We start from the raw sequence: 25,756 nt of genomic DNA, 5'->3' as shown, positions 1-25,756 counted from the left end.
GATACTAGGCAGGGTCTATGTGCTGACCAAGTATCTAATCCAGCGCACCCGCGATCACGTCATCCACGCTACTCGCTCGGCCAAAGCGCAAGCCGGCCTCACTTGTTGCAAGCAATCTGAAATGAGAAGCGCCGCAGTCGATCTTGGCTTGCTCAATTGGGCGTAGGTCATCATTGAACAGGCTGCTTTTGGTTTCCACCACGAAGTAGACGCGTTCGGCACCGTCTTGCTCTACCAGTATTGCCCAGTCAGGGTTATAGCTGCCGAGCGGGGTGGGGATACGGAACCAGCCTGGCAGCTTTGCGTAAACCTTCACGGCATCGTTGTGCTCCAGCGCTTGGGCGAAGTCGCGCTCGATGGCTGAGTCGTACACTACATGCTCGTAGACGGATTTCTCGGTGTTGAGCAGCATGTTTTTCAGGTAGCCGGTCAGCTCCTGCTGCTCAAACAGTTCCTGGGCGTAGAAACTTTCATCGCCCAGCTTCACGTACTTGATGCCATCGACCAACGCCAGGCGCTTGCAGCGGTTGATGATTTCGCCGGCCAGCTCGATAAATTGCTGAGGGTTGCGCTTGAAATCGTCCAGGCGCTTGCTTTCCCTGAGGATGCGTACCAGCGTCCGGCGAGTCAGGTGCGTTCGATCTTGGAGGTCGGTCAGAATGTCCGGCAGCTCGATATTGCTCTCGTCCAGGTTGACGGTATAAGCACCTTTCTTCTCGCTAGCTTCTATGCCTGACTTGCCGATGGCTAGATTTGCTTTACGCCATTGAAGGCGAGGGCGGAATACCGCGGGGGCCTTCTGCAAGTTGTCGATGCAATCGGTGATCAGTTTTTCGTTATCGAAGTCAACGCGATAGGTTGTCTGATGCTTTATCCGACCCCACAGGGCTTTGAACTCTTCGCTCTGCAGCACGGCCTGGCGGGCAGGGATAGCACGGCGCTCGTCTGCATTCTTGATCTCCAGGCGGCCAGAGACCTTTTTCAACTGTTCGATGATCTGCAAGCGCTGGGCCTCGAATTCAGGCGGTAGCTGCAACAGGCCGTCTTTGAGTGCCTGTTTGAGCGAGTCTTGTACCTTGCCCTTGGCATCGACGTAATGCTGTGCTCGCAAGAAATCCCACAGTATCTTCGACTGCTCAAAACCAAGTGGCTTTGACTCGCCGTTAGCATTGGTGACTACGACTGCTGCGAACTGGTGATGCTCGACAATACCGAAGCGGATGCCGGTGTCTGCCTCAATTTCTTTCTGCAGGTTCTCGGCAAAGGCCTCGTAGTTCTCTGTAGCTATGACTGTAAGGGTATTCACCTCAAAGCCACGCACTCGCTCACCGTTCTGGTTGACGCACAGCCGCAGGCCGCGACCGATGGTCTGTCGGCGCTCACGCTCGGATTGAATGTCACGCAGCGTGCAGATCTGGAACACGTTGGGGTTGTCCCAGCCTTCCTTGAGTGCCGAGTGGGAAAAGATGAATTTCAGCGGTGTGCTGAAGGTAAGCAGCTTTTCTTTGTCCTTCATGATCAGGTTGTAGGCGCGCTCAGCGTTTTCTCGGTTGCCGGCGTTATTCTCAGCGGTGTCAGACCAGCCGCCCTTTTTGTCGATGGAGAAGTAGCCGTTGTGCACCTCTTCAGCGCTGTGGTTGAAGTCGACCTCGCTGAACAGGCTTTGGTAGTCCGGGTGCTTGGCGAAACGTTTGTATTCTTCTTCGAAGATGGTCGCGTACACGCCTTTCACTGGATTGCCGTCAGCGTCGTACTGGCGATAACGCTCGACCGTATCGATGAAAAATAGCGACAGCACCTTGATGCCCATGGGGCGGAAGCGCTTTTCCTTGTCCAGGTGCTCCTTGATCGTGCGGCGGATCATTTCGCGCTGAATCGCCAACGGTTCCACGCCGCCATGGACCTCACCAATGCGCAGGTACTTCTCGCCACCTGGGTAGCGCAGCTCGACGAACTCCTCGCCTTTGGCGGTGTTGATTTCGCCGATGCGAAGGTCTTTATAGACGGCGCGCTTGGTTGCCTGCTCCAGATCGTCGCCGTCGTAAACCGTGACCTCTTGGGTGGATACGCCACCTGTGGCTGTGCCCAGATCCAGCTCGACTTTGGCTGAAATCGTGCCGCGCTTGTTGCTGGCCGCTACCAGCCGCACAAACGGCTTGTTGTGGGCATCGTCTATCGTTGCCGAGGCCACTTCGATCTGTTTGACCAGGCGGCGCTCGTAGGCGTCAACCGCATCCAGCCGGTAGACCATGTGGTGCTTGTCTACGTGGGTTGCGGAATAGCGCAGGGTGCACAGCGGGTTCATGGCATCCAATGCGGTCTTGCCGGCCCCTTTAAGGCCCCCATCGACGCTCTGCGGCTCGTCGACAATCAGGGTCGGGCGGGTTGCTTTGATTAGGTCGATGGGCTTTTCGCCGCCGGTTTTTTCGCTGTCCTTGTAGAGGTTGTTGACGTCCTTCTTGTTGATCGCACCTACGGTCACCACCATGATCTGGATGGTTGAGCTGGTAGCAAAGTTGCGTACTTCGCCGAGCTTGTTCGAGTCGTACAGGAAGTAGTCATAGGGCACGCCGGCATAAAGGCTTTTGAAGTGTTCCTCGGTGATCTGCAGGGACTTATAGACGCCTTCCTTGATCGCAACCGACGGCACCACGATGACAAACTTGGTAAAGCCGTAGCGTTTATTCAGCTCGAAGATGCTGCGCAGATAAACGTAGGTCTTCCCAGTACCTGTCTCCATTTCGACGGTAAAGTCGCCAGAGGTGAGCATGCCGGAAGGCGGTAGCCCACCGCGCAACTGGATGTCACTGAGGTTCTTGTGCAGTTCGTCGTCAAGCAGCGTCAGGCGGTTGCCGACGCCCAGGTCGGATTCAGCAATGCCTAGGGCGAACTGCTGTGGTGCGTCGCTCGGGTCGCTTTCGGACGGGGCAGGGGCCTTCATGGTGACCGTGAACTCGGTACGGCACGCCTCCTGGCCACGGAACAGATCGCATACCGCTTCGATAGCCTGTAGTTGATAGTCGAGATCCGGCTCGAAGTGCAGTTTCATGTTCAATCCATTTTCAAGCTCGCCTTCAGGCAAGGGCGAGAAATACTGTCAGTTAGCTGCTCGACTCCCTCATGCTGCGAGGCGGCATGGGGGAGTCAGATTCAGGGGCTTTTCAGGCGCTCAGGGCTATGGGCTCGATCCAGCCTTTGCTTGCCAGTACATCTACGGCGATACCGATCTGGCGTGGCGTGAATTGCTTCTTGCGGGTGTTCCAGGCGTAGGTGCGGGCGACTACGTCTTCGATGCTGGAAACAGGATCACCCTCTTTGACGATCCAGTGCACGGTCGCAAGCAGCTCCAAGCCGAAGGGCGTTTCAAAGCCTTCCACCAGCTCTCCGACCCGGTCGAATCGGGCGCGGGTTTCAGCATTCGCTTCCAGGAAGGCATTAGCTTCATCGACTGCGCCAGGCACCAGCGTTAGGGGTTTGTCGGGTGCATCACCCCCATCGGCATAGCCCGCTACCAAGTGACCTTCAATCGCGCGCAGTACGTGGCGAAGATTCTCGGCGTAAGGGCCATAGGCGGCTTGGACGTACTTGAGGCGCAGCGGCTCGCCCGCTGCCTGCATGAAGTACATCAGCTTGTGTACTTCCAGCAGGCTAATCGTTGGGTCAAGCAGCCCACGCACATAGCGATTCATTAGCTCCACCAGTGCGGCGCGGCCAGCGGTCATGCTCGGCACTTCGCGGCTGTGGTGCATGGTGTCTGCAGCGGGGGCGCCCTTGGGCTCGTAAACGCGCACGTGCACGTCCGGCAGATCGGCCATAGCTGCTTCAATACGCGGTCGCACCTCAGCCCAGTCAAGCCCACCCAAACCGCTGCCCAACGGTGGGATGGCGATGGAGCGGATACCACGGTTGTGAATTTCGGCCACCAGGGCGCTGAGCCCTGCGTCTATGTCCTGCAAGCGGCTTTTGCCGCGCCAGTGGCGCTTGGTAGGGAAGTTGATGATGTAGCGTGGCGACGTGAGCTGGTTGGTGTCGAACACGAACATCCGGCCAGGCTGCACCTCTTCACGCTTGCAGGCCGCCTCGTAAGCCTTGAAGTTCTCAGGCCACATATTCTTGAACTGCAAGGCAATGCCACGGCCCATAACACCGACACAGTTCACGGTGTTGATGATGGCTTCGGAGTCATCCCGCAGGATGTCGCCGCTGGTAAATTCGATCATGACAGGCTCTTCACTCAGTAATACCACTCAGGGCGAAGCTCGACCCCTGGTCTATGCCCCTGTGCAGGCAGTGCATTCGCTACCTGCGTGTAAATTTGCCGCGACTGTACGCCGATGCGCTCGACCAGGTGCCATGGAAAGCTCTGTTCAAGCAGGAACTCTGCTTGCTTAGGATCTTTGCACTGGTGCCAGATCCGCGCTGCTACGGCATCCCAATTGATCTCGTTCAGTTGCGCCAGATCTGCACGATCTTCGAAGTATTTCGAACCTGCATTGGACAATGTGAATGCCCAGCGTCTGGCTTGGGCATTAGCCCACTGTACGGTCGCATGCAGGTCAGCCTCCAAATGCACGATAGGCCCTTGGCCGCCGTTGTAGGCAAGGTCTTGATGGCCCCGGCTGATCAGGAACAGCATCACCGAGCGCGGGCAGAAGTAGAACGGCACACATTCACCGACATGCAGGCCCGGATGGCTATCCAGTTCCAGTTGCAGGCGGCGCTGCTTGATATGGTTCATTCCGATGGTCGTGCCCGGCAACGCCTGATTCAACAGTACCGCATCGGACAGCAAGCCAGCGCTGGCGATGATGGATGGCAAACGGTCCACATGGCAGATATGGTAAATCTTCGGCTGCGCGGGAATGGCCATTTTATAGGCTCCGCACGTTTTTGATGCCAGCCTGGTTGAGGATGGCGGCCAGGTTGGTTTTGGCAATGTCATCGGCAAAGGCGCTGTCACGGAACACGCAGGTGCTGTCGCTGGCTGGGGCTTGCGCCTTGTGCCAGGCAACAATCCCCAGCGCCAGGTCTTCCACCTGATCGCGAGTAATTCGCTCCGCAAGGCAGGCCAGCAGGACGCCACCGCCGATGCTGTGCACCGTTTTGCCGGCGATCTGCTGCTGCTCGATGGGTACGCACAGCTCTAGACCGAGCTTTAGCAGCAGTTCGTAGAGAATGTCAGTCTCAGTCCGCCCAGTAACCAGGTGATCCTGATGATTGAAGAGAGCTTGATCAAGATTTTCCGGGTTAGGGTTCCAGGCTTGTATATTCGAGGTGTTGAGCTTGAAAACTCGGAAGCCTGTGTCTCCAGAAAACATCGAGTTCTCTGCTTTGACTTTTTCGGCTGCTCGACGAATCCGCTCTTTGGTTAACTCTGCAATATTTTCGGCAACACCTAGCTTTCTACAGACAGCTGCAGCTTCTTTTTGAGTTTTTTCGGATGGATCAAGGGGTTCTGGGAGCTGGACACAAATAAAACGGCGAGAGTGCCCATCGATTGCGTTTTGCTGCATCACGGCCTGTGCAGTAGATCCCGAGCCTGAAAATAGATCGAGAATTATTTCATTTCCACTTGTTCCCAACAAAAAGCAGGTTCGTAGAAAGTCAATAGACTTAGGGAAGTCAAAAGATTCGCCCGGTAGGAGTTCTTTCAATGCTCGCTTACCGTGGTCAGTTGAGAATTCTCCGCCAATCCAGATGGATTTGGGTTTTGATGTTCTCTCGACTGCGCCTTCGTCGTCTTCATCATCTTCATCAAGATCGTCTACTGCAATTGAAGGGTCGAGATACACTCGATGCTCGACGTCTAATCTACCGTTTCGGTCTGAGCGCTTGGGGTGCATCCAGGAAAGATGCTTTTTAACTCTGTCCTGACCCCAGCGCCAACGACCCTCTGTCCCGTCTCCTCGCATGGGGAAGATTTCAAGATCGTTAGCTGTTAAACGCTCAAGTGATACCCGGCCAGACTCTTCGTTCCAGTAGATAGCGAAGAACATATTTGGGCGGTCTTGTCTTTTATCCGGACCGCCGCGTTTGCGAAGATCGCGTAGAGCATATTTGAAACCATTCTCGTCAGTGTGTTTAAACGCTGCTCGCTGCTCATCTGTGAGTGGTAAGCCGTTAGATCTAAAGTTAGCTCCGGCGTAAACGACGGCGTACTCGTGACAGGCTGCTACATGTTTCTTGTCGTTGCGGCCTTTAAGGTTGGTGACGACCGTTATTGTTGCGATAAAGTTTTCTTCGCCAAGTATCTCGTTTGCTAGTGTTCGTAGATTGTTAAGTTCTCTGTCGTCAATTGAGATAAAAATGACGCCATCACTTTTGAGTAGTGAGCGTGCTAACTTTAGTCGGGGGTAGAACATGTTGAGCCAGTCAGTATGAAAGCGACCACTGCTTTCAGTGTTGCTGCTAATACGTTGCCCGCTTTCTATCTGGCCCGTCAGCTCCAAGTAGTTGTTTATGTTGTTTTGGAAGTTGTCGGGATAAACAAAGTCTTTGCCGGTGTTGTAAGGTGGATCGATATAGATCAGCTTGACCTTGCCCGCATAGCTCTTTTGCAGCAACTTTAGAACTTCGAGGTTATCGCCCTCGATCATCAAGTTCTGTGTAGTGTCCCAATCCACGCTTTCGTCGGGGCACGGTAGAAGTGTGCCGTTGCTGGGCGTGAGCGCCAGTTGGCGCGCGGCGCGCTTGCCGTGCCAGTTCAGACCGTACTTCTCGTCGGCGTCCGTTACGGTGGAGTCGCCCACGAGCTGTTTGAGTACGTCCTGGTTGATGGCCACGCCAATGGGGCCTTCGGTGATCAGCTCAGGGAACAAGGCTTTGAGTTTGTCGATGTTTTCGGCCTTGAGGTCGGCGCTGTGCGCTTCCGGCGACTGTGCGTCGATTATTTGCATGGTCATTCGCTATTTCCTTCACGATCTACCTGCATGTACCTGTTTGCAGGCGCGGTGTATCCCGGCTGGCATGGTATTCCATTTCGACAGCCTTTTAATGTTTGTTGGCTAGGTTTTGGTACTTGCTGAAACCATTGACCTACAGTCTGGTTTGGGCTTCGCTGAGCGCTTGCTGTAGCTGCTTCAGTTGCAGGTTTAGCTCCACCTGACGGGCAATCTGCTGAGCCTTTTTCGCCTGGGCGCGCAATGTGGCGATCTGCCCTTGCAGCTCGATACAGGCTTGCAGGGTTTGGCGTCGGGCAGTGGCATCGAGCGTGCTGTTGGCCGTGCGAAAACTTCCCGTATGCTGCGCTGCCTGTAGGGCCAGCAGGGTATCTATCCAGCCCTGATAAAAAACGCTCAGATCACTACGCGGTTGTCGCTCGAGACTGACCGCTTCGAGAAAGGCTGTGGTGATCTGAGGGGCGGCTGGCAGCACCGTAGCAGTCGTGATTTCACCATCGAGCACGGTCTTGCCGGCTTCGTTCTGAGCCCAACGTTTGTGGCTCAGGGAGAGCTGTACCGACTCGGGCGTGCTGATCATAAGCAGGGTTGGGTGAGGTATAGCGCGGTGCAGCAGTTCTATGAGCCTGGCTGGTCGAGCAGACGGGCGCAGGGTGAGGTGCAGCACAGCGACTTCCACGTATTCGCGTTGGCCGTCGCGGTAAGCGGGTATGCCGCAATTGCCGGGCTTTAGCGCGGCAACCCACTGAACCTCTTCAATGCTTTCATTGATCTGCTGTCGATCCGCTGCTGTAGGGGCCAGGTTTTCGATCAGCAGCTTTTTGGATACGCGCTGATTGACCCGTGCCTGCTCAGGCAGTTGCAGGGCTGCAATGAGGTCCTCGGCAACCACGGCTTACTCCTGGGGCAGTATGACCATGAAGGCGATCACTTCGAAGTCCTTGCTGCCGGCGAACTCGCCCTTCATCGCATGGCTACCGGCTGGGTTGAATAGGCTGGCTATGGCCCGCTCTTCGCTCTTGCCTGCCACGGATGATACTGCAGTTGCCAGCAGGCTCTGCGCATCGCGCATATCCTCGCCCTGTTTGGTGAGCTCATCGAATCGGTTGCCAGCGGTGGCATCAGGCAGTTCGCGGCCAAGGGCCAGGCGTTTGAGGCGATCCAGAATGCGTTTGGCCTGAGGGAAGGGCAGTAGCACGGTTTCATCTTCTGCCACATGGATGAGGTAGTGGGGCGCAAGTGGGTAGCCATCGCTGATTTTGTCGGCGGCTTCTCCCTCTGCTCGCAGGCAAAAAATAATGCCGGGCGGTATGTCCTCGTCACGCGTTGTAGTGATGGCACAGGCACCCAGCGGCATGTTCTCCAGCACGCCGGGATGGGCCTTTAGGTACTGGGCGAGGTCGATACGGAAGTCGGTGAGGGTGAGGTCGGTGATCGACACGCCGCTGGACAGGTCTTCCAGGTCGATAACGGCATCCTGCAATTTGAGCAGTTGCTTACGGCGGTATTCCAGATCGTTCATCGCATCGCCGGATTGCGCTTCGATCAGGTTCTCTTCCCCGGTGGCGGATACGTCTAGCAAGACCATGCGGCCGCTGACACGCTGCTCCAAGTTGATGTATTCCTCCAGCTCCATGTTGGGCCAGAAATTGACCAACTGGATGTGCTGGTTAGGCGAGCCGATACGGTCGATACGACCAAAGCGCTGGATGATTCGCACCGGGTTCCAGTGAATGTCGTAGTTGATCAGCCAGTCGCAGTCCTGCAGGTTTTGACCTTCGGAAATGCAGTCGGTGGCAATCAGCAGATCCAGCTCTCCTTCCTCGGTCATGTCGGCAGGGCGCTCTTTCGAGCGTGGAGAGAAGGTCGTCAGTATGGATGCCAGATCGGTACGCAGACCGGGGATCGTAGTTTGGTTGCGGCCGGAGCCGGTGACCAAGGCCGTTTGCACACCCAAGGTTTCATTGGCCCAGGAGGCGAGCTGCTCGTACAGGTAGCGCGCCGTGTCGGCAAAGGCGGTGAAGATGATGACCTTGCGATTGCCAGGATTGATCGGGCTCTGGCACTTCTCAGCGAGCATCTTGCGCAGCTCTGCCAGTTTGGCATCACGCTGGGGTTGTACTTGTTGTGCAGCAGATAGCAGCGTGGCCAGGCGATTGCGATCCTCCAGCAGATCTTGCTTCCAGCGCACCAGGTCGACGTCACTCAGCAGCACCTTGACCTTGCGTCCGACCAACAGTGCTTCGAACGCTGGATCGTCGATGTCGACATCAGCGATGTCGATTTCTTCAATTTCGTGGGCGTGTTGCTCGATACGTTCGAGCGTGCGTTCGACATCCTTAAGCTGCCGTTCGAGGGTCAGCGCAAACGAAGACACCGCGCTTTCCATGCGCTTGAGGACGTTGATGCGCAGCAGGTGGATTAGGCTTTCCTCGCGGTCAGCCTGGCGGAAGAAGCTTTCGCCACCGCGGATCTCGGTGCTGTATTTGGCGTCGTAAGCCGCTTGCTTGTGCTGCAGGACGTAGCGCAGCGGCGCATAGCTGGCGAGGTTGAGCCGGCGAATCTCTTGGTTGATTTCGCGAATCGCGCGAAATTGCCCAGCAGCATCCACGTCAGCCTTGATGTTGATCGGGGGCAGGCGTGTGGGGAAACGGCCGGTTTCGGTTGTGCCGTAGTACTTCTCGATATGCCGGCGGGAGCGGGCGATGGTCAGCAGGTCGAGAAGGGTGAAGTAGTCGAAGCCAAGCATTTCGACCAGGCGTTCTGGCGTCTTCTCACGCTCATGCAGCTCCAGCCAGCGATTGAACTGTAGCTGGGCTTTGCGGGTGGTGGCTTCGATGCTGCTGATGCCGTGCTCAAACAGAGCGTTGTCGTCGCCCTCGGTCACGAAAGCGATCTGGTTACGCAGGTCAGCCAGCCGGTTGTTGACCGGGGTGGCGGACAGCATCAGGACTCGGGTTTTTACACCTTCGCGGATAATTCTGCGCATGAGGCGGTCGTAGCGTGTTTCTTGGCCTTGGCGCGGAGCTTTCTTGTTGCGGAAGTTATGCGATTCGTCGATCACGACCAGGTCATAGTTGCCCCAGTTGATGTGGGACAGATCAAGGTCGCCGGAAAGTCCGGCCTCGCGAGAAAGGTCGGTGTGATTGAGGACGTCGTAGTTGAAACGGTCTGACGCCAGCACGTTGCGCCGGTCATTTGCCTTGTAGAGCGTCCAGTTGTCGCGCAAGCGCTTTGGACACAGCACCAGCACGCGGTCGTTGCGCAGCTCGTGGTACTTGATCACGGCGAGTGCTTCGAAAGTTTTCCCCAAGCCAACGCTGTCGGCAATGATGCAGCCGCCAAAGCGGTTGAGCTTGTCGATGGCACCGACTACTCCATCTCGTTGGAATTTGAAGAGCTTGTTCCAGACCACAGTGTTGCGGATGCCTGTGGCGGACTTCACAACGCGCTCTTCATCCAGCCCGTCGTCCTTTTCCTTGAAGAGCTGATGGAGCATCAGGTTGTACAGGGTGGCCGGTGAACGCTGCTCGGCAATTTCGCGCAGCGCATTCAGCAGCTCGGTTTTATCGCCGGGGCGGGCGATCAGGGTTTGCCATTGGCTATCAAACCAAGGTGCAAACATGGCCGCCTCCTGGGCAGACTCGCTGGCCTGGATCAGGCTCATGGGGTTGCCCGGCGTAATACCGAGGCCATCGGTGGTTAGGGCGAAGGAGCCCATGACCACCTGATCGGGAGTGCCAGCGGCATCTCTCAGCAAACCGATACCTTGCGGAATGACAGAGCTTGCGCGCTTCAGTTCTACCTTGGCGTTCAGCCACTGGTGGCAGCGCCGGGCAAGGCTTCGGGCAATGAGGCAATTGCGTGCGGCGCGGTCTGCTTCACCGCCGAGCAACTCCAGACTCTCGCTGCTGGATGGCAGGATCAGTTGGACCTTGCGGAGCTGGCCGAGGGATTTGGCTAGCTCAGAGAAAGCGAACAAGGACAGCGCCGGGGATGCACAGGCCAGCTGGTGATCCGGTTTCATTCGCTCATTGAGCAAATCGATAACTCGGTCTTGGCCAGCGTTCTGGATCAACCTCATTGCGTGCTCCCTTGCGCTGTGATTCAAATTTCTTCGGCATCATAAACGCGTTTGGATGTGTGGCGCAGCGTCTAAAAGGCCGCGCGCCAGCACGCAGCTGGCTACTACTGTGGGGCATCTTTCTGTAAGGCGGGTGTGATTGGGGCGCCTGCGCTTGCCTCCAGATCGGGCCTTAGAAGTAAGCGAGGTACTGCTTTCATCGACATAGTGGGCTTCGCTGAGCAGCGCATGCGTTTGTGAATGGTTGAGGGTATATCCGGCGATAACGTCACGAGGTTTACCTTGCTGGTAGACGCGTCGCAGTAAAGGCAGAACTGGGACTCAGGTGGGCTGAGCAAGTGGCAGGCCGTGCATTCAACGGCTTTCCCTCCCCAGACATGTAGAGCCTTCAGCATGGTTCCCGCGATCAGCTCGGCTCGGCCCTGCGCAGTGTTGTCCTGCTCTGTGGCCGATTGCTCGGCGGCGATTTGGAGCTGTCTGGCTCTATGGGCTTCGAGTGCACACTGCAATTCGGCTTTCTTTTGGTCGAGCTCAATTTGCCGAGCTTTCTCGGTTGCCTCGCGCTCGGCCTGTTCGTGTTGCCACTGAGTGCTCAGTTCGGCTGCAAGTGACTGAAGCTTTTGCCGCGCGATTGCCGTTAGCCTTTCACCTCGTACAGATCGGATCCAATTGCGGTTTGCTGGGTCGCGTAGAACAGCGTGCTCGAAGCTGGCCGGATCATTGATTTGCTCCAGTGTCAAGTGATTGAGATCGATCTCCATGCTGGAGTGCTCAAGGCCTTTGAGCAGGCGATAACGCTCATGCTCCATCCGTGCGGAGAGCTTGATCCGGATGATCAGTTGCCTATCGGATTGATGCAGGACTGCATGACCCCTTAAACCGTCCAGGTCGACGAAGCGCTCAACGGTATCTGCAGTGGTGACCAAGGGCTGCAGCTCTACCTTTTCCTCCAGCAGCCGGCCACCTTGTGTGGCCACCCTGACTGTTTCGATCAGTGCTGGGAGCATGAGCTGCTTGTGTTGAGCGATTAGCGCGACCGCAGCACGTCTGACGCCTTCGCGGAAGCCATCAACGCAGTCATTCGATTTCGCATGGCGGAAGTGTGGGATGACCTTCTCGCCGTTGTTGGCTGCATTCAACGGTTGCCGACATCCGGGGCAGACGCATCCGCAACGCAGTCCGTTTTCGACCTCGTGGGCGCGAAAGAGGGTGCCGTCACGTTCTCCGAAGGGAATCTTGGTCCGGGCATAGTCCATGCTTCGCTCAAAGCAATCTCAGTCTGCGCTGATCATAGCTGGCAACATCAGGCGCTTGCTAACAATCAGCGCATCCTTAGCTCAGACTAGTTAAGGAGTCTTGCCCTCTATACACCAGTTATTCCACTCATCAAGCTGTTCTGCGTTCACCATTGCTTCTTCTCCAAGTTCGGCGCGATATGCCGAGATCCAGAGTGTTTGACATTTCTCTATCTGTTCTTCAGATACCGTTGTGGTGTTTTCTTTTTTTGCAGTGATTAGCTTATGGAGATGACTGTTTCTGTTCATGAGCGATTGCAATACACAAGCCTCTGTCTGACACTGTTGTTGCACTTGATCTTCCCAGGTTGCGTGCTCCTGCCTAAGCAGGCTGGCCTCCTGTTCGGAATAGCTTGGTAGGTTTGTTAGTGTTTTGTAGTTATCCTTTAAGATGTTTGCTTGGGCTTCAATGCTGACTCGATAACAGTTGTCTCTGTCTTTTATTGTGGGCCTGCTGTTGCAGTAAGAATTTGCTTGGATGTACGTTGAAAATAACGCCGTTAAAATAATTATTGTAATAACTGATTTCATTGCTATGTTTCCACTTTGAAGAAATTGCTGCTGAGCTTCATAAGCTTCAGAGCGAAGGAAGAGGCAGCAGGCCCCCGTTTTGGGTTTGGTCGTCTGGTAGACTCTGCTTTAATTCTTGAACTTCGTCTCAATTGACATTATATAGTTGTTTGCCTGTGATATGTCTTCCGTTACCGACTCTATCTCTTTGTTGAGTGGCGAAAAGTATTCGGTAAATGCCTCAGGAATACATTTTTCTTGGACTGCATCATCGTATTGTTTGTCGCGAAGGCCTTGGTTTAGAAGCCGCTGCTTGCAGTCTTTGCCATATGAGCTCAGCTCGAAGTCGCTTGGTTTGTTTTGTCGTTGTGCTTCTAGCTTGTTGAGTTTCTGTTCTAGCTCTTTTATCTGCAGCGCAGCGAGGCTATAGTTGAAGAAGTCTTGTGCGTTATTGGGGCAGACTAGGTTTTGGTCTTTTGCCCCCTGCGCGCACTCTTTTGCATGTTTAAGAGCAAGTTCGGCTGCTTTTCCTTCTGTTCCCCACCTGTGTTCCTGAGATAAACTTATCAACTCGCTCATTATGTTACTTTCAGAGTCCATGACTGCCGGTATAGTTAATATGGCTTGCTCAATGCTGGATGAGCAGTTGCTCGCAATTGTGCGGACCGTATGCTCGTAATTAGACTTAAGCACGTGCTGAAAGGCTTCGCGTTGATGTGGAATACTGGGCTTGGGGATCGAGTTGGTTGTAGCGTTTAGGGCGCTTTGAAATATGCTGCGATCATTCTCAGCAAAAATGCTTAGCTCATGTAATGCTATAAAGTCATCGCAGTCTGGCGTGCCTGATTGGTAGAGATCTTTACCGTATTTCCTGAGATTTGCCTGATGCAGCTCTTCTGACAAGCGTTTCTCCTCAGCAGCATCTTGTTCTTTTTTAAGCTGATGCGCAGCTTGCTGCTCGCTGGAAATTATGTTCAGGGCTGGGCGTGCAACTGCTGAGTAGGCGCTCCAGATGCGTTCGTTAGGATTTTCTTCGCAGTAAGCATGGACCTCTGTTTCAAAATAAGCTGCGCCATAACGTTTATCATCAAGGACATGTTTTACGCTAATAGCCGCTTCGTCACCATATGGTAGCTGTTTGCTCGGATTTTGCATTTCCTGCAAAATAATTTCGTTGTCAAATTCTTTTCCGAACGAGCGGCATGTTGCTATGCGCATGTCTTCAAAGCTTTCTTTGTATAAGGCATTGAGTCCGTCTGTTAACGCATGGCTCACGCTTAGCTCAGGATTTGCGGCACATGCTTCGATGGCCTTCTGCCTGAGAAGAAGAAGGTAGGTGGCGTTTTTGGTTGCGGCCTCTCTAAAGAATGTCTGTATCGCGGTTTCTTCATTGTATGCGGACTTTAATTGACCGAGTCCAGTGTCAATCATCCGCAGTGCTTTGCCTGTGTCGTTATGGAATTGGCTCAGGTTTACATCTCTGCAATTAAATGTTGAGTCGGTGCTCATGTAGGGTGCAGTATCATCTGATGAGTTGCAGCCTTGTGTTATTATAAGTGCAGAAAGTAGTGCTACTCGCTTCATTTCAGTTCCCTCTGTTTTGCTGTGTTGGCAGGTTTTAGAATTAGAGATTCGTTTGTTAGGCTTTTTGGTGTCGGATTATTCTCTATTGCATTATTTATTGGGTCGTAAATACCGTGGTCGTTTTGGCATCATAGCGCGACGATTTTTGCCATGGCAAGAATCTCCGCAAACCAAGACAAAGATCGTAACCTCGTCAAGCTGGGAGCTGCTGTGCGAGCGCGTCGCTTGGCGCTTCAGTTATCTCAAGAGGCTCTCGCTGATGCGGCGTCAATTGATCGTTCTCACATGGGGAAAATCGAGCGCGGCGAGCGAAACGTCACTTTTTTGAACATTTGTCGGATAGCTGCAGCCATTCAGTGCAAGCCATCGGATTTGCTCATTGATGCAGAGCTTTGAGTTCAAGAGCAGCCCTTATATTTTCCGGATCGGCTTAGCAGCCACCCGAACACACCGCACCCAAGTAAGACTGCAATTAACACTGGCCAGAAACGCAGCATGAGCATCAATAGTGCTACAGCAACCGCGCAACTGGCCAGCACGCCGATGAACATGAACAGCAAGATCACGAAGCGAAATAGATTCATGATGAGTTCTCCTTACAGTTGGCCACGTTTAGACAGGGAGACGGGGCGGCTCTGAGTTCGTGGTGCCATGGAACGAGCTTCTGCTGACAGCGAACCTTCATGAGGCTCGCAACCGGGATGGGCCTTGGATAGATGGTGGTGGGCGTGTCGTCTATCCTTGGCCTTGCGCCAACTGATGTAACCGTTGGTGAACTCCGCTCGACTGGCGTCGCCCATAGCCTGCTGCAGCATCTGCTTAAGCTGGGCTTCGCGCGTTTTCTTGTCGGCAATCGACTGGCGCAGGGCCTTAAGCTCAATGTAAGCCGCTGACAATCCAGCATGTCCGCTGAATTCCACGGTCTCGCCCGAATCCGTTGGGAACAAGGACCGCAGGGCAGTTTCAGCAGAGGCAGTGCCATTGGCTGGTGGCGGCGTATCAGATTCGACGTACTGCCAGAACTTGCGCTCCAGCTCAATCAAGCGAGCAATCATCTGCTCGTCACGCTCGATACGATAGATTTCCAGATGCTGGCCTCCGAGCACCACTGCAACGTCCGCAGCCTGCTTGCCAGTCACTGCGAGCTGATGCATCACCTGCAGCTGTACATGCTCAGGCACGCCTTCTTTCCAGAGGCGTGCCCCGTTTATGCCGGCTGTCTTGCATTCGAGGATCTGCACATCGGCCACACCGATTACCTCGCGATCGATGTTGGCCAGCATCCAGGACAATTCAGCATCCGGATGCTGCAGCACGGCGTTGATGCGGCGAACCTTATTGCCGGTGCGCTTGCTGTAATGCCAGGCCACAATCGGTTCCAGTACGTTGCCCCAGTACATAGCGCTTTCTTCGTCATCGGGATCGGTTTTCGGCAATCCGGTGTCGCGTCCGGTCTTTTCTAGCCATAGCTCCAGCTGCGACTTGTAGGGATTAAGGCCGACGGCCGCAGCGGCATCCGAACTGCCAATGCCCCGTTTGCGTACCTCCAGCCACTCCTCGCGGGGAAGTTCCTTGGTACTGATCAGTCGCAGGGCCGAGCGGGGTTTGCTGGTGTTGCTGTTCAATGAGGTCGTTGTCATTGCGTCACCTTGCGGTCATAAAAAAGCCCGATCAGCGCGAAGCTGACCGGGCGATACGATTGAGAGGGATGAGCGCTTATGCGGTGAGCTGCAGGGCGGCGTCCAGTGCGCGCTGCTTGATCTGCGCGCCCTGACCGAACCAGGCCGAGTCCAGCCGGTATTCGGTGCTGCGTGCTCGTCGTTCGTGATCTACATACTCGGTTACGGCATTGAGCAGGCCCCAGGCGGTGCCGCGTGCCGATTCCAGGTGACTGCCTCGGCCACGGACTTCGTACAGCTCCTGGACCTTGCGCAAGGCGCGTTCGTTGGGCAGCTGTTCGGGTAGTTGGCCGGTTGGGCTCACTTCGCACATGACGTTCATGAAGAAGCCCATTGCTTCATGCCACTGCACCTTGCGCTCGGCCAGATGACGCATGCGATACATGAAATCATCCCATTGTGATACCGCGATCCCGAGCTGCTTCTTCACCGTGTAGGGATCGAAGCGAGTGTTGTGCGGCACCTTGATGGCTCGGCTGGTGCCGTCCACGGCGATGGCCAGGGTGTTGTTGCAGACCACGCGAACCGTGGTCGGCGTTGCGGTTGTCGCCAGGGTGCCATCGCAGGAGGTGGCAAGCAGCAGATAGCCGTTGACCTGGTCGTTCCCTCTGATCGCCGTGCCTTGTCCGGTGCGCGCCAGCGCCCAGAACTTGCGGCCGCCCTTCAGCACGCCTGCTGTTTCCAGCTCATAGCCGGAGACCTCGGTCAGGTCCCGGTAGAACTCCAGCACTTCGCGTGGCTGCACTGTGTGGTAGCGGTTGGAGACGACTGATAGGGGAGCCTTCGTATCGGAGCGGTACAGGACTTTCTGCTCGGGGTAGGAATGAATAGCGCCCAAGTGACCCGTCGCATCGGATTTGAAATGGACCGGGCTTTCCAGAATCTGCCAGTCCATGCCGGCTTCACGCTGCCAGATTTCGATAGGTTGTTTGCGCGGCAGGTTGTTACCCAGTCCGTGCCACGGGGTAGCGCCGACATAGGCCATTTGTTCGATGAGATGAGCCATGAGAACTATTCCTTTGGATGCACGCCGGCATAAAGCGCCGCGCAGAGCGCAGCACCAGCGGTAGGGATATAAGAATGTTAAAAAGGTGCGGACGGATTAGGCCGGCAGGTTGAAGCGATGCCCGCAGAGCAGGCAGAGGTTGTTAGCCAAGACGTGGCGGTCGAGCTTGTGGCCAAGCTGGGCGCCGAGGGCGCAACCGCTCACACCTCCAGCCAGGCCTCCAAGGATGGCGCCGGAGATGGAGCCGATAGTGATGCCAACAGGGCCGGCGAGAGCGCCAATAGCTGCTCCAGCCTGACCACCGGCCAATGCAGCACTGACGCCGCGTGCGGCACCGCCAACTGTGCCGACTGCAGCGGTGATCTTCATGGCGTGATGGAAGGAAGCGACTTTGGGGGAGCGACAGCGTGGGCACTGCAATGACATGGGGTAATCCTCCTTGGTGGGTTTGTCATGGCAGTTATGTGTGGTCCAAAAGTAATCGAATGGACTTTCGATTTCGCCTCCCTCAGGTGCGGGGATAAACGCTTGAAAGTTAGTTCCTACGGCTGAAAAGTTGGTTCCTCCGTTGTTCACGTTGGTTCCAGTGCCTGTACTAGATGGCTGGGAGCGGCGCACCAGAGGAAAGCCTGGTGCGCTGATGATAACGATGCTTTCGCTTTGGATGGGGCAAAAATTAGCGTCTGCTAAGCAGCCGCCTATCACATTTCTCGGTTACTCATAAACTGAGCGTCGAACGGTCTACTTGGCGAAAGAGATATGCACGATAAAGAGTATAAGCCTAAAAGATTGATACGGCTTCCCACTGTTGTAGAGCGCGTTGGGTTAAAAAAAGGTGCAATAGAGGATCGCCTTAACCCTGCATCGACGAGATATGACGAAACATTCCCCAAAAAAATTAAGATTGGTAAAAACAGCGTTGCATGGTTGGAGGATGAGATTGATCTATGGATTGAGCGGCAGGTTGAGCAATCAAGAGCTAAATAAATATGCCATAACTTTACAAAGCGTTGGTTGCGTTTCTTGATCGATATGGTTCGGAAATGGCTGCTCTTCTCCGGCCCTCACGAAGCGTTTAAGGAGAGTGAGTATTGGTATATATATCTATTAAGTAATGAGTATTAAGTAATGAGTATCAGTTTAGCTTGTTTACTATAGGTGCTTGATAGTAGCTGACTAATATTGGATGAATCGAGGGTGAGTTGCTAAGCGTGGTATTGCTAATGAGGATAGTCTATGTTGGTCAGTGAGAAGTTTAATGAATTTCTAGTGCAGGATCAGTACTACTTCGAAAATGGTAGAGGTGGTGAGTTAATGGTCGCTCTACCCGAGATTAATCACGTTCAGGATATATCGGAAATTGTAAAGCTTTTAATGGCGGTGGTTCAAGGGAGTGCCTTTATCGACGAGGTTGCATATGGGCGCCAGGCTCGTCTAACTAAGATGGGGCGACAGCTGCTGTCGGCGTTACGGATTGACGTTGAATACTTGCAAGGAATTTATGCAGGAGGACGGCTAAGCCCCTATCTCCAGGTTTTTCAAAAGGTCAAGAACCAGCTACAGGAGGAAGATAAAGGCGAAAGTTTTACCGGTGATTCTATTTCTTCGAGCAAAGAGGTTGATGTCGTCAGGAAAGCGATCATTGGGATCAGACAAGAAACTGCTTCTGGTGAGTTTAAATCACATTGGAGGAACTGTCAGCGAGCAGTCGCAAAGAATGCTAAGGGACTAGAGAGATTTATTGATTCGCTTTTTATTCGAAATTCTAGAATGTTGGTTATAAGGCTTGATTTAGGGTATTCGCTGGCTTATCTGCAAAGCCAAGGAATCATAATGAGCTTGGATAGGGTAAAGAAGGACTTTTCGGTGTTTCTGAGGTTCCTGCGTAGAGGCAGGCTTAAAGAGTCTCTCTATGGGTATGTGTGGAAGTTGGAGTTTGGGCCGACAAAGCAATACCATTACCACCTGATGATATTTCTTGATGGTTCTAAACACCAGGAAGATGTGAGTTTATGCGAAGAGATTGGAGAGATATGGTCAAAAAGGGTAACTAATGGCGAGGGTTGCTATTTTAATTGTAATCGGAAAAAAGAAATGTATGGCAGACGAGGCATTGGTATGGTGTCTTGGAATGATGTAGCAATGATTGAGAACCTAAAGTGGGCTGGAAAGTATCTTGTGAAGAAGGATTTACTCATCAGGCCCAATCTAAGTGACAAAGAGAGGATGTTTGGTAAATCATTTGTTTCAACTGAAGGGAGGAAAATGGGGCGGCCCAGAAAGGCGACCGCTTAAGCGGTCGCCTTTCGTAGTAGGAGTGGCTCACACGCAATTGTATTTCTGGCCTCTCCGTTTCCTCAAGTTTGTTAGATAATGTTTTAGTTATTTCTTTTTAGCGTTTTTTCCATGGCTTTGTTTATTTCCCCAACTCCTTCCTTGCCTGCGCTCATCCATTTTAGAATTCGCTCGTGTAGCGATGTGGCGTTTAAATTAAGCTTGAAGTCTAAGTCAGGCCTTGGTTCGTATGATTCTCTATCGGCGGAAGAGGAAGCCGGCATGTAAAGTTGTTTGATCAATACTTTTTCAATGTGTGTTGCGGCGGCTTTCTTTGACGGCCACCCACCATTTGGGCTTTCTTTCCATATCAGGTCTGCTACCATTTTTTGAACTATTTTGCTCCCCGCGTGCGTTGCACTTGCTGCTCGATTGGCAATTTTCGCTCTTAATGGGTCTTCCACGTAGTCAGGTATCCCAACGATGCTTGTCTCTACATTTTCTGTGAGTGAGCCTACGCAGAAGGACATAAGCGAGGTCGTTGAGAATGCCTCGATTATTAATCCCTTTCTATAGAGATCTTCTGCTTTCGCTTTTGCGACAAAATAAAGAGTGATTAGGTATGGGAAGAGATATCTTGTATCCCTGTCTCCATCTTCGATTATTTCCCAATATGTATTTAATTTGTCGTTAGTAATCTTCCCGTTGCGAATCTTCTGTTCGATCTCTTCTTTAATTTCCAGGCCTTTTGCTTGGCCGTACATCTTCTTTAGTGCATAATCGAGCCAGCTCTCAATAAGAGCTACCGCATCTTCAAAAGATGTTTTGGTCCAGGGTTGTACATGTTCTGCGAGATCGGTAGGGATATCTTCCAGATTTATGCTCATTGAGTGCCTGCGTCTGCCGGGAAGGCTTTATGTACGTTTCTATGTATTAGATTACTCAGGGTTTCTCGTTGTGTGTGCTAGATACGTAGCCCAGTCGCTCATTAGGGTCCTGCGTTTATCTAAGAAATTAGTTCGAGAGTAGGCCCCTTCAGTTTGATCCCGTTCATCGTGCGCCAATGCCATTTCGCAGACTTCCCGTGGGTGGTTGGTGCACTCACCTGCCCAGTCACGGAACGATGAGCGAAAGCCGTGTCGAGTAATATATTCATACCCCATCTCATGCAATAGATTGCGGACGGCATTTGCATGCATTACACCGCTTTTTCCTTGGCCAGGAAACAGTAAAGGGCTGTCATCGATGCGTGGGATCGCTTGAAGACATTCAATCACTTCTTCAGCAAGTGGTATCGTGAAGGCGATACGTGTTTTCATGCGCTCGTTTGGAAGCGACCACGTGCGAGCCTTGATATCGAATTCATCCCAGCGTGCGAATCGCACCATGTGCGCGCGGGCGGCGGTCAGTATCAACAATTGTGCGGCAAGAGATGGCGCGGTCGGGTTCGCTTTCAACTGATGCATTAGCTTTGGCACTTCTTGCCAAGCCATCGCGGGAAAGTGCTCGCGCTTTCTTGCTTTTTTCTTTTCCGCTCGGCTGAGCAGGTTATCCAGATGCCCGCGCCATCGAGCAGGGTTTTCTCCTTTTCTAAGACCTCGTGCTTTGGCAGCGTCCAAAATCTGCTCAATTTGCCCGCGAACCTCGTCAGCGGTGCGCGTTTTTGTCGACCAGATAGGCTGAAGAACTTTAAGGACGTGCTCTGTATCTATCTGCTCGGCAGCATGGTTGCCTATATGCGGAAACGCATACAGCTCTAGCTTGCGTATCCAGCCTCTGCGCCATCGTTCAGACCAAGCCCCGCCGTGTGCCTCCCAGTACTCTGTAGCCAGTGTCCTGAATTTGAGTTGTTTAGCCTCTTGGACTCGCTGAGCCTCGCGCTGGGCTAGGCGCTCACGGTCACGAGCGGCAAGTGGGTCCACACCGTCTATCAACAAACGGCGTTTTGAACTCGCTTCGAGACGTGCGCTTTTGAGGCTGATCTCGGGGTACGAACCAAGGCCCATTTCTCGACGGCGGCCAGCGAGTTGGAATCGTAGCAACCAAGACTTGCGCCCTGTGGGCTTGACCACTAGCCGAAGCCCGTCTCCATCTTCATAGGTGCCGGGTTCTGTCAGATTTTCGACCTGTTTCGGATTCAGCTTACCCATCGCAATCCTCTATTGGTTCCAGTCTCTCTGTCCCCCCACCTGTCCCCCCATCCTCCCGTCGGATGAGGTTGTTCCGCTTTGAACGCGGTTGGATGAGAAAATGACTACAGCCTGCTTTCTCTGTAGGCTAGCAGCATAAGTTTTATGTTTGGTGAGGTTTTTTTAGGCAATAAAAAAGCCGGCTTGTGGCCGGCTTTCCGTTAGCGGTATTGGCTTATTTTTGGTAAGCCGCCACTGCCTTGGTGATTGCTGCACGGGCGGCGTCGGCGCCTTCCCAGCCTTCGACCTTGACCCATTTGCCTTTCTCCAGATCCTTGTAGTTCTCGAAGAAGTGCTTGATCTGCTCGATCAGCAGCGGCGGCAGGTCGGTGTATTCCTTCACGTCTTTGTAGAGCTGGGTCAGCTTGTCGTGCGGAACGGCGATCAGCTTGGCGTCGCCGCCGGCTTCATCGGTCATGTTCAGCACGCCGACCGGGCGGGCGCGGATGACCGAACCTGGCGCGACCGGGTAGGGCGTTACGACCAGTACGTCGAGCGGGTCGCCATCGTCGGCGAGGGTGTGCGGAATGAAGCCGTAGTTGGCCGGATAGAACATCGGCGTGGCCATGAAGCGGTCGACGAACAGGCAGTCGGTGTCGTGATCGATCTCATACTTGATCGGCGCATGGTTGGCCGGGATTTCGATGGCGACATAGATATCGTTGGGCAGGTCTTTGCCGGCCGGGACTTTGCTGTAGCTCATGAACATTGCTCCGTGATCGGCCAGCGCGGCCAGGGGCGAAAAAGTGGGCGCGATTATAGGCGCACTGTCGGGCGTTTTGCCATGCCGGCCGTGGTGGGCCGTTGCTGGCGTAGTGATGCGCGTATTCGACGGTCCGAAGTCATTGAGGTTCCGCGTACTGCGGATGGCTGTGCTGTAGCTGTCGCAGGCGCGTCAGCGGGTCCTGCCGATAGAAGGCCGCGAGTTGGTGGTAAACCTCGGGGTAGGTCTCGTGCAACAGGTCCGGCGCGCTGAAGAAATACTCGCTGGTGACGGCAAAGAACTCGGCGGGATTTTCGGCGGCATAGGGATCGATAGCTGTGTGAGCATCGGGGGCGGCGTCCAGCGTGGCATTGAGCGAGTCGTAGGCGCCCTGCATCACGCTCGCCCAGGTGTCGATGCGCATGTTCCGGTGCAGCGGGGGCAGGCCATTGGCGTCGCCGTTGAGCATGTCCAGCTTGTGCGCGAGTTCGTGGATCACCAGGTTGTAACCTTCCCAGCCGCCGCTTTCCTGCACACCCGGCCAGGCCAGAATCACAGGGCCCTGTAGCCAGGCCTCGCCGCTGTGCTCGCCATCCCATTCATGCACCACACCGGCCGAGTCACGGTGCTTTTGCGGGCTGTGAAAGTCATCCGGGTAAATGACGATTTCGTGGAAGCCTTGATACCAGTCCAAATCGGAAAGATGCAGCAATGGCAGTTGTGCCTGAGCGGCCAGACGCAGGCGGTCGACCAGCTCCAGGCCGACCCCGGGCAGGGCCGTCAGACGCTTGGCATGTAGAAACAGCAGGCTACGGTCACGAAGGCGCTCGGTTTCCTCAAGGCTCAGACCGTCGAGAATCGGCAGGCTGTTCAGAACGCGTTGCCAGAGTGCGGGCTCGATGGCGAGGCGGGCGAGGATGCGCTTGCGGCGCCAGTCGCGAAATGACCACATGGGAAAGGTTCCAGCCTGGGGCCGACAACCTTAAGCGGGGCGCTGACCATCGGCAAGCGGTCGAGGCCGTAGCACGGGCGTCACGCCGCTATGGTGGAGTAGCTGAGCAGCGCATTCGCGTGCAGAGCGTCGTGTCTTGTTTTTTGTCGCCGCGCTGACCGTAAAGCGCTTCGACTCAACCCAGCAGGAAGTTGCCGACCTTCGGCGCGGCGCCGAGGCTAAGCATCTCCGCTTCGTCCTTTAGGTTGACGCCCGAGAGCTGACGTCGACAGGCCTCGCGCATCAGGTGGATCAGGCGGTGCGCGGCGAGGTTGTAGCTCAGGCCTTCGAGGCGGATGTTGGAGATGCAATTGCGGTCGGCATCGGTGCGCCCGACTTTTGGCGCATAGGTGAAATACAGACCGAGGCTGTCCGGTGAACTCAGGCCTGGGCGTTCGCCCAGCAGCATCACCACCATTTTCGCCTTGAGTCGCTCACCCACTTCGTCGCCGAGCGCGACGCGGCCCTGCTGCACCAGGCTTATCGGCGCGAGGCTCCAGCCCTCTTTCTCGATCTGTTCTTCGATGCGCTGCAGCAAGGGCAGGGCGTGACGCTGTACGGCCAATGCGGAAAGGCCGTCGGCAATAACGATCGCCAGGTCGTAGCCTGTCTCGTTTTGCCGCGCATGATTTTTGAGCAACTCAGCGGATTCATCGCTCAGCCGCCGGCCGAGATCGGGACGTTGAAGGTAGGTATTTCGATCCGGTGCGGCGCTGTGCAGTTGCAAGCAGCGATAGCCGCGCTGCTCCAGTTGCGCGGCCAGGTCGTCAATGTTTAAGGCGAGGTGCACAGCATCGCGCGCCTGGGCATGGGCGAACTGGAAATCCAGCTGAGCGCCCGTAGGAAGGCTGGCGCCAGCCCGGCCCAAAGCGATGCGGGCGGGCGTGAGTTGGCGCAGGTGGTTCCAAGGGTTGGTGATGGTGGTGGGCCTATCGGACATAGCGACCTCCGAATGGTGGGCAAGCGTTATTCGCGAGCAAGCTCGCTCCTACGGAAGGGGGCTGGCGCTTTTTTGTAGGAACCAGCTTGCTGCGAAGCGGGATGAGCGGCTCGTTATAACGGCCGACGACCGTTTCATGCCATTCGCTCCAGCGCCCGGCGAAAGGCCGGCGGAAGTTGCTCACCCATCTGCAATCGCCCGCCGTCCTGGCGCAGGATCTCCATCTTCATCAGCCATTCCTCGAACTCCGGAGCGGGTCTGAGTCCGAGGCTTTGGCGCAGGTAGAGCGCGTCGTGAAAGGAAGTGGTCTGGTAGTTGAGCATCACGTCGTCGGAGCCGGGGATGCCCATGATGAAGTTGATGCCGGCGGTGCCGAGCAGGGTCAGCAGCGTGTCCATGTCGTCCTGATCGGCTTCGGCGTGGTTGGTGTAGCAGATGTCGCAGCCCATGGGTACGCCGAGCAGCTTGGCGCAGAAGTGATCTTCCAGCCCGGCGCGGATGATCTGTTTGCCGTTGTAGAGATACTCCGGCCCGATGAAGCCGACCACGGTGTTCACCAGCAGTGGTTTGAATTTACGTGCCACGGCATAGGCGCGCGCTTCGCAGGTTTGCTGGTCAACGCCGTGATGCGCGTTGGCTGATAGGGCGCTGCCCTGACCGGTTTCGAAGTACATCAGGTTGTCGCCCACCGTGCCGCGCTTTTGCGACAGCCCCGCCTCGTAGCCCTCCTGGAGCACGGCAAGGTTGATGCCGAAGCTGGCGTTGGCCGCCTCTGTGCCGGCAATCGACTGGAACACCAGATCCAGCGGGGCGCCACGGTTGATCGCTTCGATGGACGTGGTGACGTGGGTGAGGATGCAGCCCTGGGTCGGGATCTCGTAGCGCTGGATGATGGCGTCGAGCATCTTCAGCAGTTCGCAGATGCCGGCCGTGCTGTCGGTGGCCGGGTTGATGCCGATCACCGCGTCGCCGTTGCCGTAGAGCAGGCCGTCGACGATGCTCGCGGCAATACCGGCTGCTTCGTCGGTGGGGTGATTGGGCTGCAGGCGCGTCGACATCCTTCCGCGCAGCCCGATGGTGTTGCGGAACCGACTGACCACTCGGACTTTTTGTGCCGCCAGAATAAGGTCCTGCACCCGCATGATCTTCGAGACGGCGGCAACCATCTCCGGAGTCAGCCCTGGCGCCAACACCCTTAACGATGCTTCGTTGGCGTCGTCACCGAGCAGCCAGTTGCGAAAATCGCCGACGGTCAGATGACTGACCGGGGCGAAGGCTTCGGCGTCGTGGCTGTCGATGATCAGACGGGTGACTTCATCGGTTTCATAAGGAATCAGCGCTTCGGTTAGGAACAGCTTTAGCGGGATCTGCGCCAGGCACATCTGCGCGGCAACCCGCTCGGCATCACTGCCCGCCGCGACTTCGGCGAGGTAGTCGCCGGAACGCGCCGGGCTGGCCTTGGCCATCACCTCGCGCAGGCTGTCGAAGCGCCAGTTGGTGCCGCCTACGCTGTGTGCGTATCCCGTCATGCTCGTCTCCCATTGGCGGATCGTTGAAAATTACCTGCGTTGGCATTACTGCGTTGAAAGCAGCCGGCGCTCC

22 protein-coding genes are annotated in these 25,756 nt (G+C 55.1%); 3 read left to right on the top strand and 19 right to left on the bottom strand.

Features of this window, described 5'->3' with window-relative positions; genetic code table 11:
• Positions 1-34: 34 nt before the first annotated feature.
• The 9 genes from NAV33_RS04075 to NAV33_RS04035 form a co-directional block, all read right to left on the bottom strand.
• Positions 35-3,049 carry a type III restriction-modification system endonuclease gene (locus NAV33_RS04075; protein ID WP_255977246.1) on the bottom strand — a complete coding sequence of 1,005 codons (3,015 nt, stop codon included), beginning with the start codon at positions 3,047-3,049 and terminating at the stop codon, positions 35-37.
• Between the two features lie 112 nt (positions 3,050-3,161).
• Entirely contained in the window at positions 3,162-4,220 is a 1,059-nt protein-coding gene (gene darG, locus NAV33_RS04070; protein ID WP_255977244.1) for a type II toxin-antitoxin system antitoxin DNA ADP-ribosyl glycohydrolase DarG, read from the bottom strand.
• 14 nt (positions 4,221-4,234) lie between these two features.
• On the bottom strand, positions 4,235-4,870 hold the full coding sequence (darT, locus tag NAV33_RS04065; protein WP_255977241.1) for a type II toxin-antitoxin system toxin DNA ADP-ribosyl transferase DarT: 636 nt from the start codon (positions 4,868-4,870) through the stop codon (positions 4,235-4,237).
• A 1-nt stretch (position 4,871) separates the two neighbouring features.
• Positions 4,872-6,902, bottom strand: a complete 2,031-nt coding sequence (locus tag NAV33_RS04060; RefSeq protein WP_255977238.1) for a site-specific DNA-methyltransferase — start codon at positions 6,900-6,902, stop codon at positions 4,872-4,874.
• A 133-nt stretch (positions 6,903-7,035) separates the two neighbouring features.
• Positions 7,036-7,791 (bottom strand): DUF4391 domain-containing protein, encoded by a 756-nt coding sequence (locus NAV33_RS04055; RefSeq protein WP_255977235.1) that lies wholly within the window; start codon positions 7,789-7,791, stop codon positions 7,036-7,038.
• A gap of 3 nt (positions 7,792-7,794) precedes the next feature.
• Entirely contained in the window at positions 7,795-10,983 is a 3,189-nt protein-coding gene (locus NAV33_RS04050; protein ID WP_255977233.1) for a helicase-related protein, read from the bottom strand.
• 104 nt (positions 10,984-11,087) lie between these two features.
• Positions 11,088-12,239, bottom strand: a complete 1,152-nt coding sequence (locus tag NAV33_RS04045; protein ID WP_255977231.1) for a hypothetical protein — start codon at positions 12,237-12,239, stop codon at positions 11,088-11,090.
• 90 nt (positions 12,240-12,329) lie between these two features.
• Positions 12,330-12,809 carry a hypothetical protein gene (locus tag NAV33_RS04040; RefSeq protein WP_255977229.1) on the bottom strand — a complete coding sequence of 160 codons (480 nt, stop codon included), beginning with the start codon at positions 12,807-12,809 and terminating at the stop codon, positions 12,330-12,332.
• Positions 12,810-12,917: 108 nt separating this feature from the next.
• Positions 12,918-14,372, bottom strand: coding sequence for a hypothetical protein (locus tag NAV33_RS04035; protein WP_255977228.1), 1,455 nt, complete (start codon positions 14,370-14,372; stop codon positions 12,918-12,920).
• A gap of 150 nt (positions 14,373-14,522) precedes the next feature.
• Here NAV33_RS04035 and NAV33_RS04030 point away from each other — a divergent pair, with 150 nt between their 5' ends.
• Positions 14,523-14,768, top strand: a complete 246-nt coding sequence (locus NAV33_RS04030) for a helix-turn-helix domain-containing protein (protein WP_255977226.1) — start codon at positions 14,523-14,525, stop codon at positions 14,766-14,768.
• A gap of 2 nt (positions 14,769-14,770) precedes the next feature.
• Here the strand turns inward: NAV33_RS04030 and NAV33_RS04025 are convergent, their stop codons facing one another.
• The 4 genes from NAV33_RS04025 to NAV33_RS04010 all read right to left on the bottom strand — a co-directional run bounded on the left by NAV33_RS04025 (position 14,771) and on the right by NAV33_RS04010 (position 17,483).
• Positions 14,771-14,956 (bottom strand): hypothetical protein, encoded by a 186-nt coding sequence (locus NAV33_RS04025; protein WP_255977224.1) that lies wholly within the window; start codon positions 14,954-14,956, stop codon positions 14,771-14,773.
• 12 nt (positions 14,957-14,968) lie between these two features.
• Complete coding sequence (locus NAV33_RS04020) at positions 14,969-16,012, bottom strand: YqaJ viral recombinase family protein (protein WP_255977222.1); 1,044 nt, start codon at positions 16,010-16,012, stop codon at positions 14,969-14,971.
• A 76-nt stretch (positions 16,013-16,088) separates the two neighbouring features.
• The gene (locus NAV33_RS04015; RefSeq protein WP_255977220.1) at positions 16,089-17,057 is read right to left on the bottom strand and encodes a DUF932 domain-containing protein; all 969 of its coding nucleotides are present in this window, start codon (positions 17,055-17,057) and stop codon (positions 16,089-16,091) included.
• A 96-nt stretch (positions 17,058-17,153) separates the two neighbouring features.
• Positions 17,154-17,483 carry a hypothetical protein gene (locus NAV33_RS04010; RefSeq protein WP_255977218.1) on the bottom strand — a complete coding sequence of 110 codons (330 nt, stop codon included), beginning with the start codon at positions 17,481-17,483 and terminating at the stop codon, positions 17,154-17,156.
• Between the two features lie 333 nt (positions 17,484-17,816).
• On the opposite strand from NAV33_RS04010, the gene NAV33_RS04005 reads away from it, so the two are divergent.
• Both NAV33_RS04005 and NAV33_RS04000 read left to right on the top strand, forming a co-directional pair.
• Positions 17,817-18,044: a helix-turn-helix transcriptional regulator gene (locus NAV33_RS04005; RefSeq protein ID WP_255977216.1), complete on the top strand. Its 228-nt coding sequence runs from the start codon at positions 17,817-17,819 to the stop codon at positions 18,042-18,044.
• Positions 18,045-18,293: 249 nt separating this feature from the next.
• On the top strand, positions 18,294-19,352 hold the full coding sequence (locus NAV33_RS04000; RefSeq protein ID WP_255977214.1) for a YagK/YfjJ domain-containing protein: 1,059 nt from the start codon (positions 18,294-18,296) through the stop codon (positions 19,350-19,352).
• 83 nt (positions 19,353-19,435) lie between these two features.
• Here NAV33_RS04000 and NAV33_RS03995 read toward each other — a convergent pair whose 3' ends face one another.
• The 6 genes from NAV33_RS03995 to NAV33_RS03970 form a co-directional block, all read right to left on the bottom strand.
• A complete protein-coding gene (locus NAV33_RS03995) occupies positions 19,436-20,218 on the bottom strand; it encodes a hypothetical protein (RefSeq protein ID WP_255977212.1) in 783 nt (260 codons plus the stop codon).
• Positions 20,219-20,269: 51 nt separating this feature from the next.
• Entirely contained in the window at positions 20,270-21,481 is a 1,212-nt protein-coding gene (locus NAV33_RS03990; RefSeq protein WP_255977209.1) for a tyrosine-type recombinase/integrase, read from the bottom strand.
• A 214-nt stretch (positions 21,482-21,695) separates the two neighbouring features.
• Entirely contained in the window at positions 21,696-22,223 is a 528-nt protein-coding gene (gene ppa / locus NAV33_RS03985; protein ID WP_255977207.1) for an inorganic diphosphatase, read from the bottom strand.
• 139 nt (positions 22,224-22,362) lie between these two features.
• Entirely contained in the window at positions 22,363-23,175 is an 813-nt protein-coding gene (locus NAV33_RS03980) for a zinc-dependent peptidase (RefSeq protein WP_255977205.1), read from the bottom strand.
• Between the two features lie 175 nt (positions 23,176-23,350).
• Entirely contained in the window at positions 23,351-24,154 is an 804-nt protein-coding gene (gene eutC / locus NAV33_RS03975) for an ethanolamine ammonia-lyase subunit EutC (RefSeq protein ID WP_255977203.1), read from the bottom strand.
• A gap of 134 nt (positions 24,155-24,288) precedes the next feature.
• The gene (locus NAV33_RS03970; RefSeq protein ID WP_255977201.1) at positions 24,289-25,683 is read right to left on the bottom strand and encodes an ethanolamine ammonia-lyase subunit EutB; all 1,395 of its coding nucleotides are present in this window, start codon (positions 25,681-25,683) and stop codon (positions 24,289-24,291) included.
• Positions 25,684-25,756: the final 73 nt, after the last annotated feature.

The organism is Stutzerimonas stutzeri (assembly GCF_024448715.1).
In the GTDB taxonomy this organism is placed as follows: Bacteria; Pseudomonadota; Gammaproteobacteria; order Pseudomonadales; family Pseudomonadaceae; genus Stutzerimonas; species Stutzerimonas stutzeri_AR.
Note: the sequence above shows the minus strand (reverse complement) of the source record. Positions and strands in the feature narration are given on the sequence as shown.

Bases quoted from the DNA above. Each gene is read 5' to 3' on its own strand.
- NAV33_RS04030 (WP_255977226.1), top strand. From the start codon at position 14,523: ATGGCAAGAATCTCCGCAAACCAAGACAAAGATCGTAACCTCGTCAAG.
- NAV33_RS04010 (WP_255977218.1), bottom strand. From the start codon at position 17,483: ATGTCATTGCAGTGCCCACGCTGTCGCTCCCCCAAAGTCGCTTCCTTC.
- NAV33_RS04015 (WP_255977220.1), bottom strand. From the start codon at position 17,057: ATGGCTCATCTCATCGAACAAATGGCCTATGTCGGCGCTACCCCGTGG.
- darT (WP_255977241.1), bottom strand. From the start codon at position 4,870: ATGGCCATTCCCGCGCAGCCGAAGATTTACCATATCTGCCATGTGGAC.
- NAV33_RS03970 (WP_255977201.1), bottom strand. From the start codon at position 25,683: ATGACGGGATACGCACACAGCGTAGGCGGCACCAACTGGCGCTTCGAC.
- NAV33_RS04020 (WP_255977222.1), bottom strand. From the start codon at position 16,012: ATGACAACGACCTCATTGAACAGCAACACCAGCAAACCCCGCTCGGCC.
- NAV33_RS03995 (WP_255977212.1), bottom strand. From the start codon at position 20,218: ATGAGCATAAATCTGGAAGATATCCCTACCGATCTCGCAGAACATGTA.
- NAV33_RS04060 (WP_255977238.1), bottom strand. From the start codon at position 6,902: ATGACCATGCAAATAATCGACGCACAGTCGCCGGAAGCGCACAGCGCC.
- NAV33_RS04075 (WP_255977246.1), bottom strand. From the start codon at position 3,049: ATGAAACTGCACTTCGAGCCGGATCTCGACTATCAACTACAGGCTATC.
- NAV33_RS04035 (WP_255977228.1), bottom strand. From the start codon at position 14,372: ATGAAGCGAGTAGCACTACTTTCTGCACTTATAATAACACAAGGCTGC.
- NAV33_RS04025 (WP_255977224.1), bottom strand. From the start codon at position 14,956: ATGAATCTATTTCGCTTCGTGATCTTGCTGTTCATGTTCATCGGCGTG.
- NAV33_RS03980 (WP_255977205.1), bottom strand. From the start codon at position 23,175: ATGTGGTCATTTCGCGACTGGCGCCGCAAGCGCATCCTCGCCCGCCTC.
- darG (WP_255977244.1), bottom strand. From the start codon at position 4,220: ATGATCGAATTTACCAGCGGCGACATCCTGCGGGATGACTCCGAAGCC.
- ppa (WP_255977207.1), bottom strand. From the start codon at position 22,223: ATGAGCTACAGCAAAGTCCCGGCCGGCAAAGACCTGCCCAACGATATC.
- NAV33_RS04000 (WP_255977214.1), top strand. From the start codon at position 18,294: ATGTTGGTCAGTGAGAAGTTTAATGAATTTCTAGTGCAGGATCAGTAC.
- NAV33_RS04040 (WP_255977229.1), bottom strand. From the start codon at position 12,809: ATGAAATCAGTTATTACAATAATTATTTTAACGGCGTTATTTTCAACG.
- NAV33_RS04005 (WP_255977216.1), top strand. From the start codon at position 17,817: ATGCACGATAAAGAGTATAAGCCTAAAAGATTGATACGGCTTCCCACT.
- NAV33_RS03990 (WP_255977209.1), bottom strand. From the start codon at position 21,481: ATGGGTAAGCTGAATCCGAAACAGGTCGAAAATCTGACAGAACCCGGC.
- NAV33_RS04045 (WP_255977231.1), bottom strand. From the start codon at position 12,239: ATGGACTATGCCCGGACCAAGATTCCCTTCGGAGAACGTGACGGCACC.
- NAV33_RS04050 (WP_255977233.1), bottom strand. From the start codon at position 10,983: ATGAGGTTGATCCAGAACGCTGGCCAAGACCGAGTTATCGATTTGCTC.
- eutC (WP_255977203.1), bottom strand. From the start codon at position 24,154: ATGTCCGATAGGCCCACCACCATCACCAACCCTTGGAACCACCTGCGC.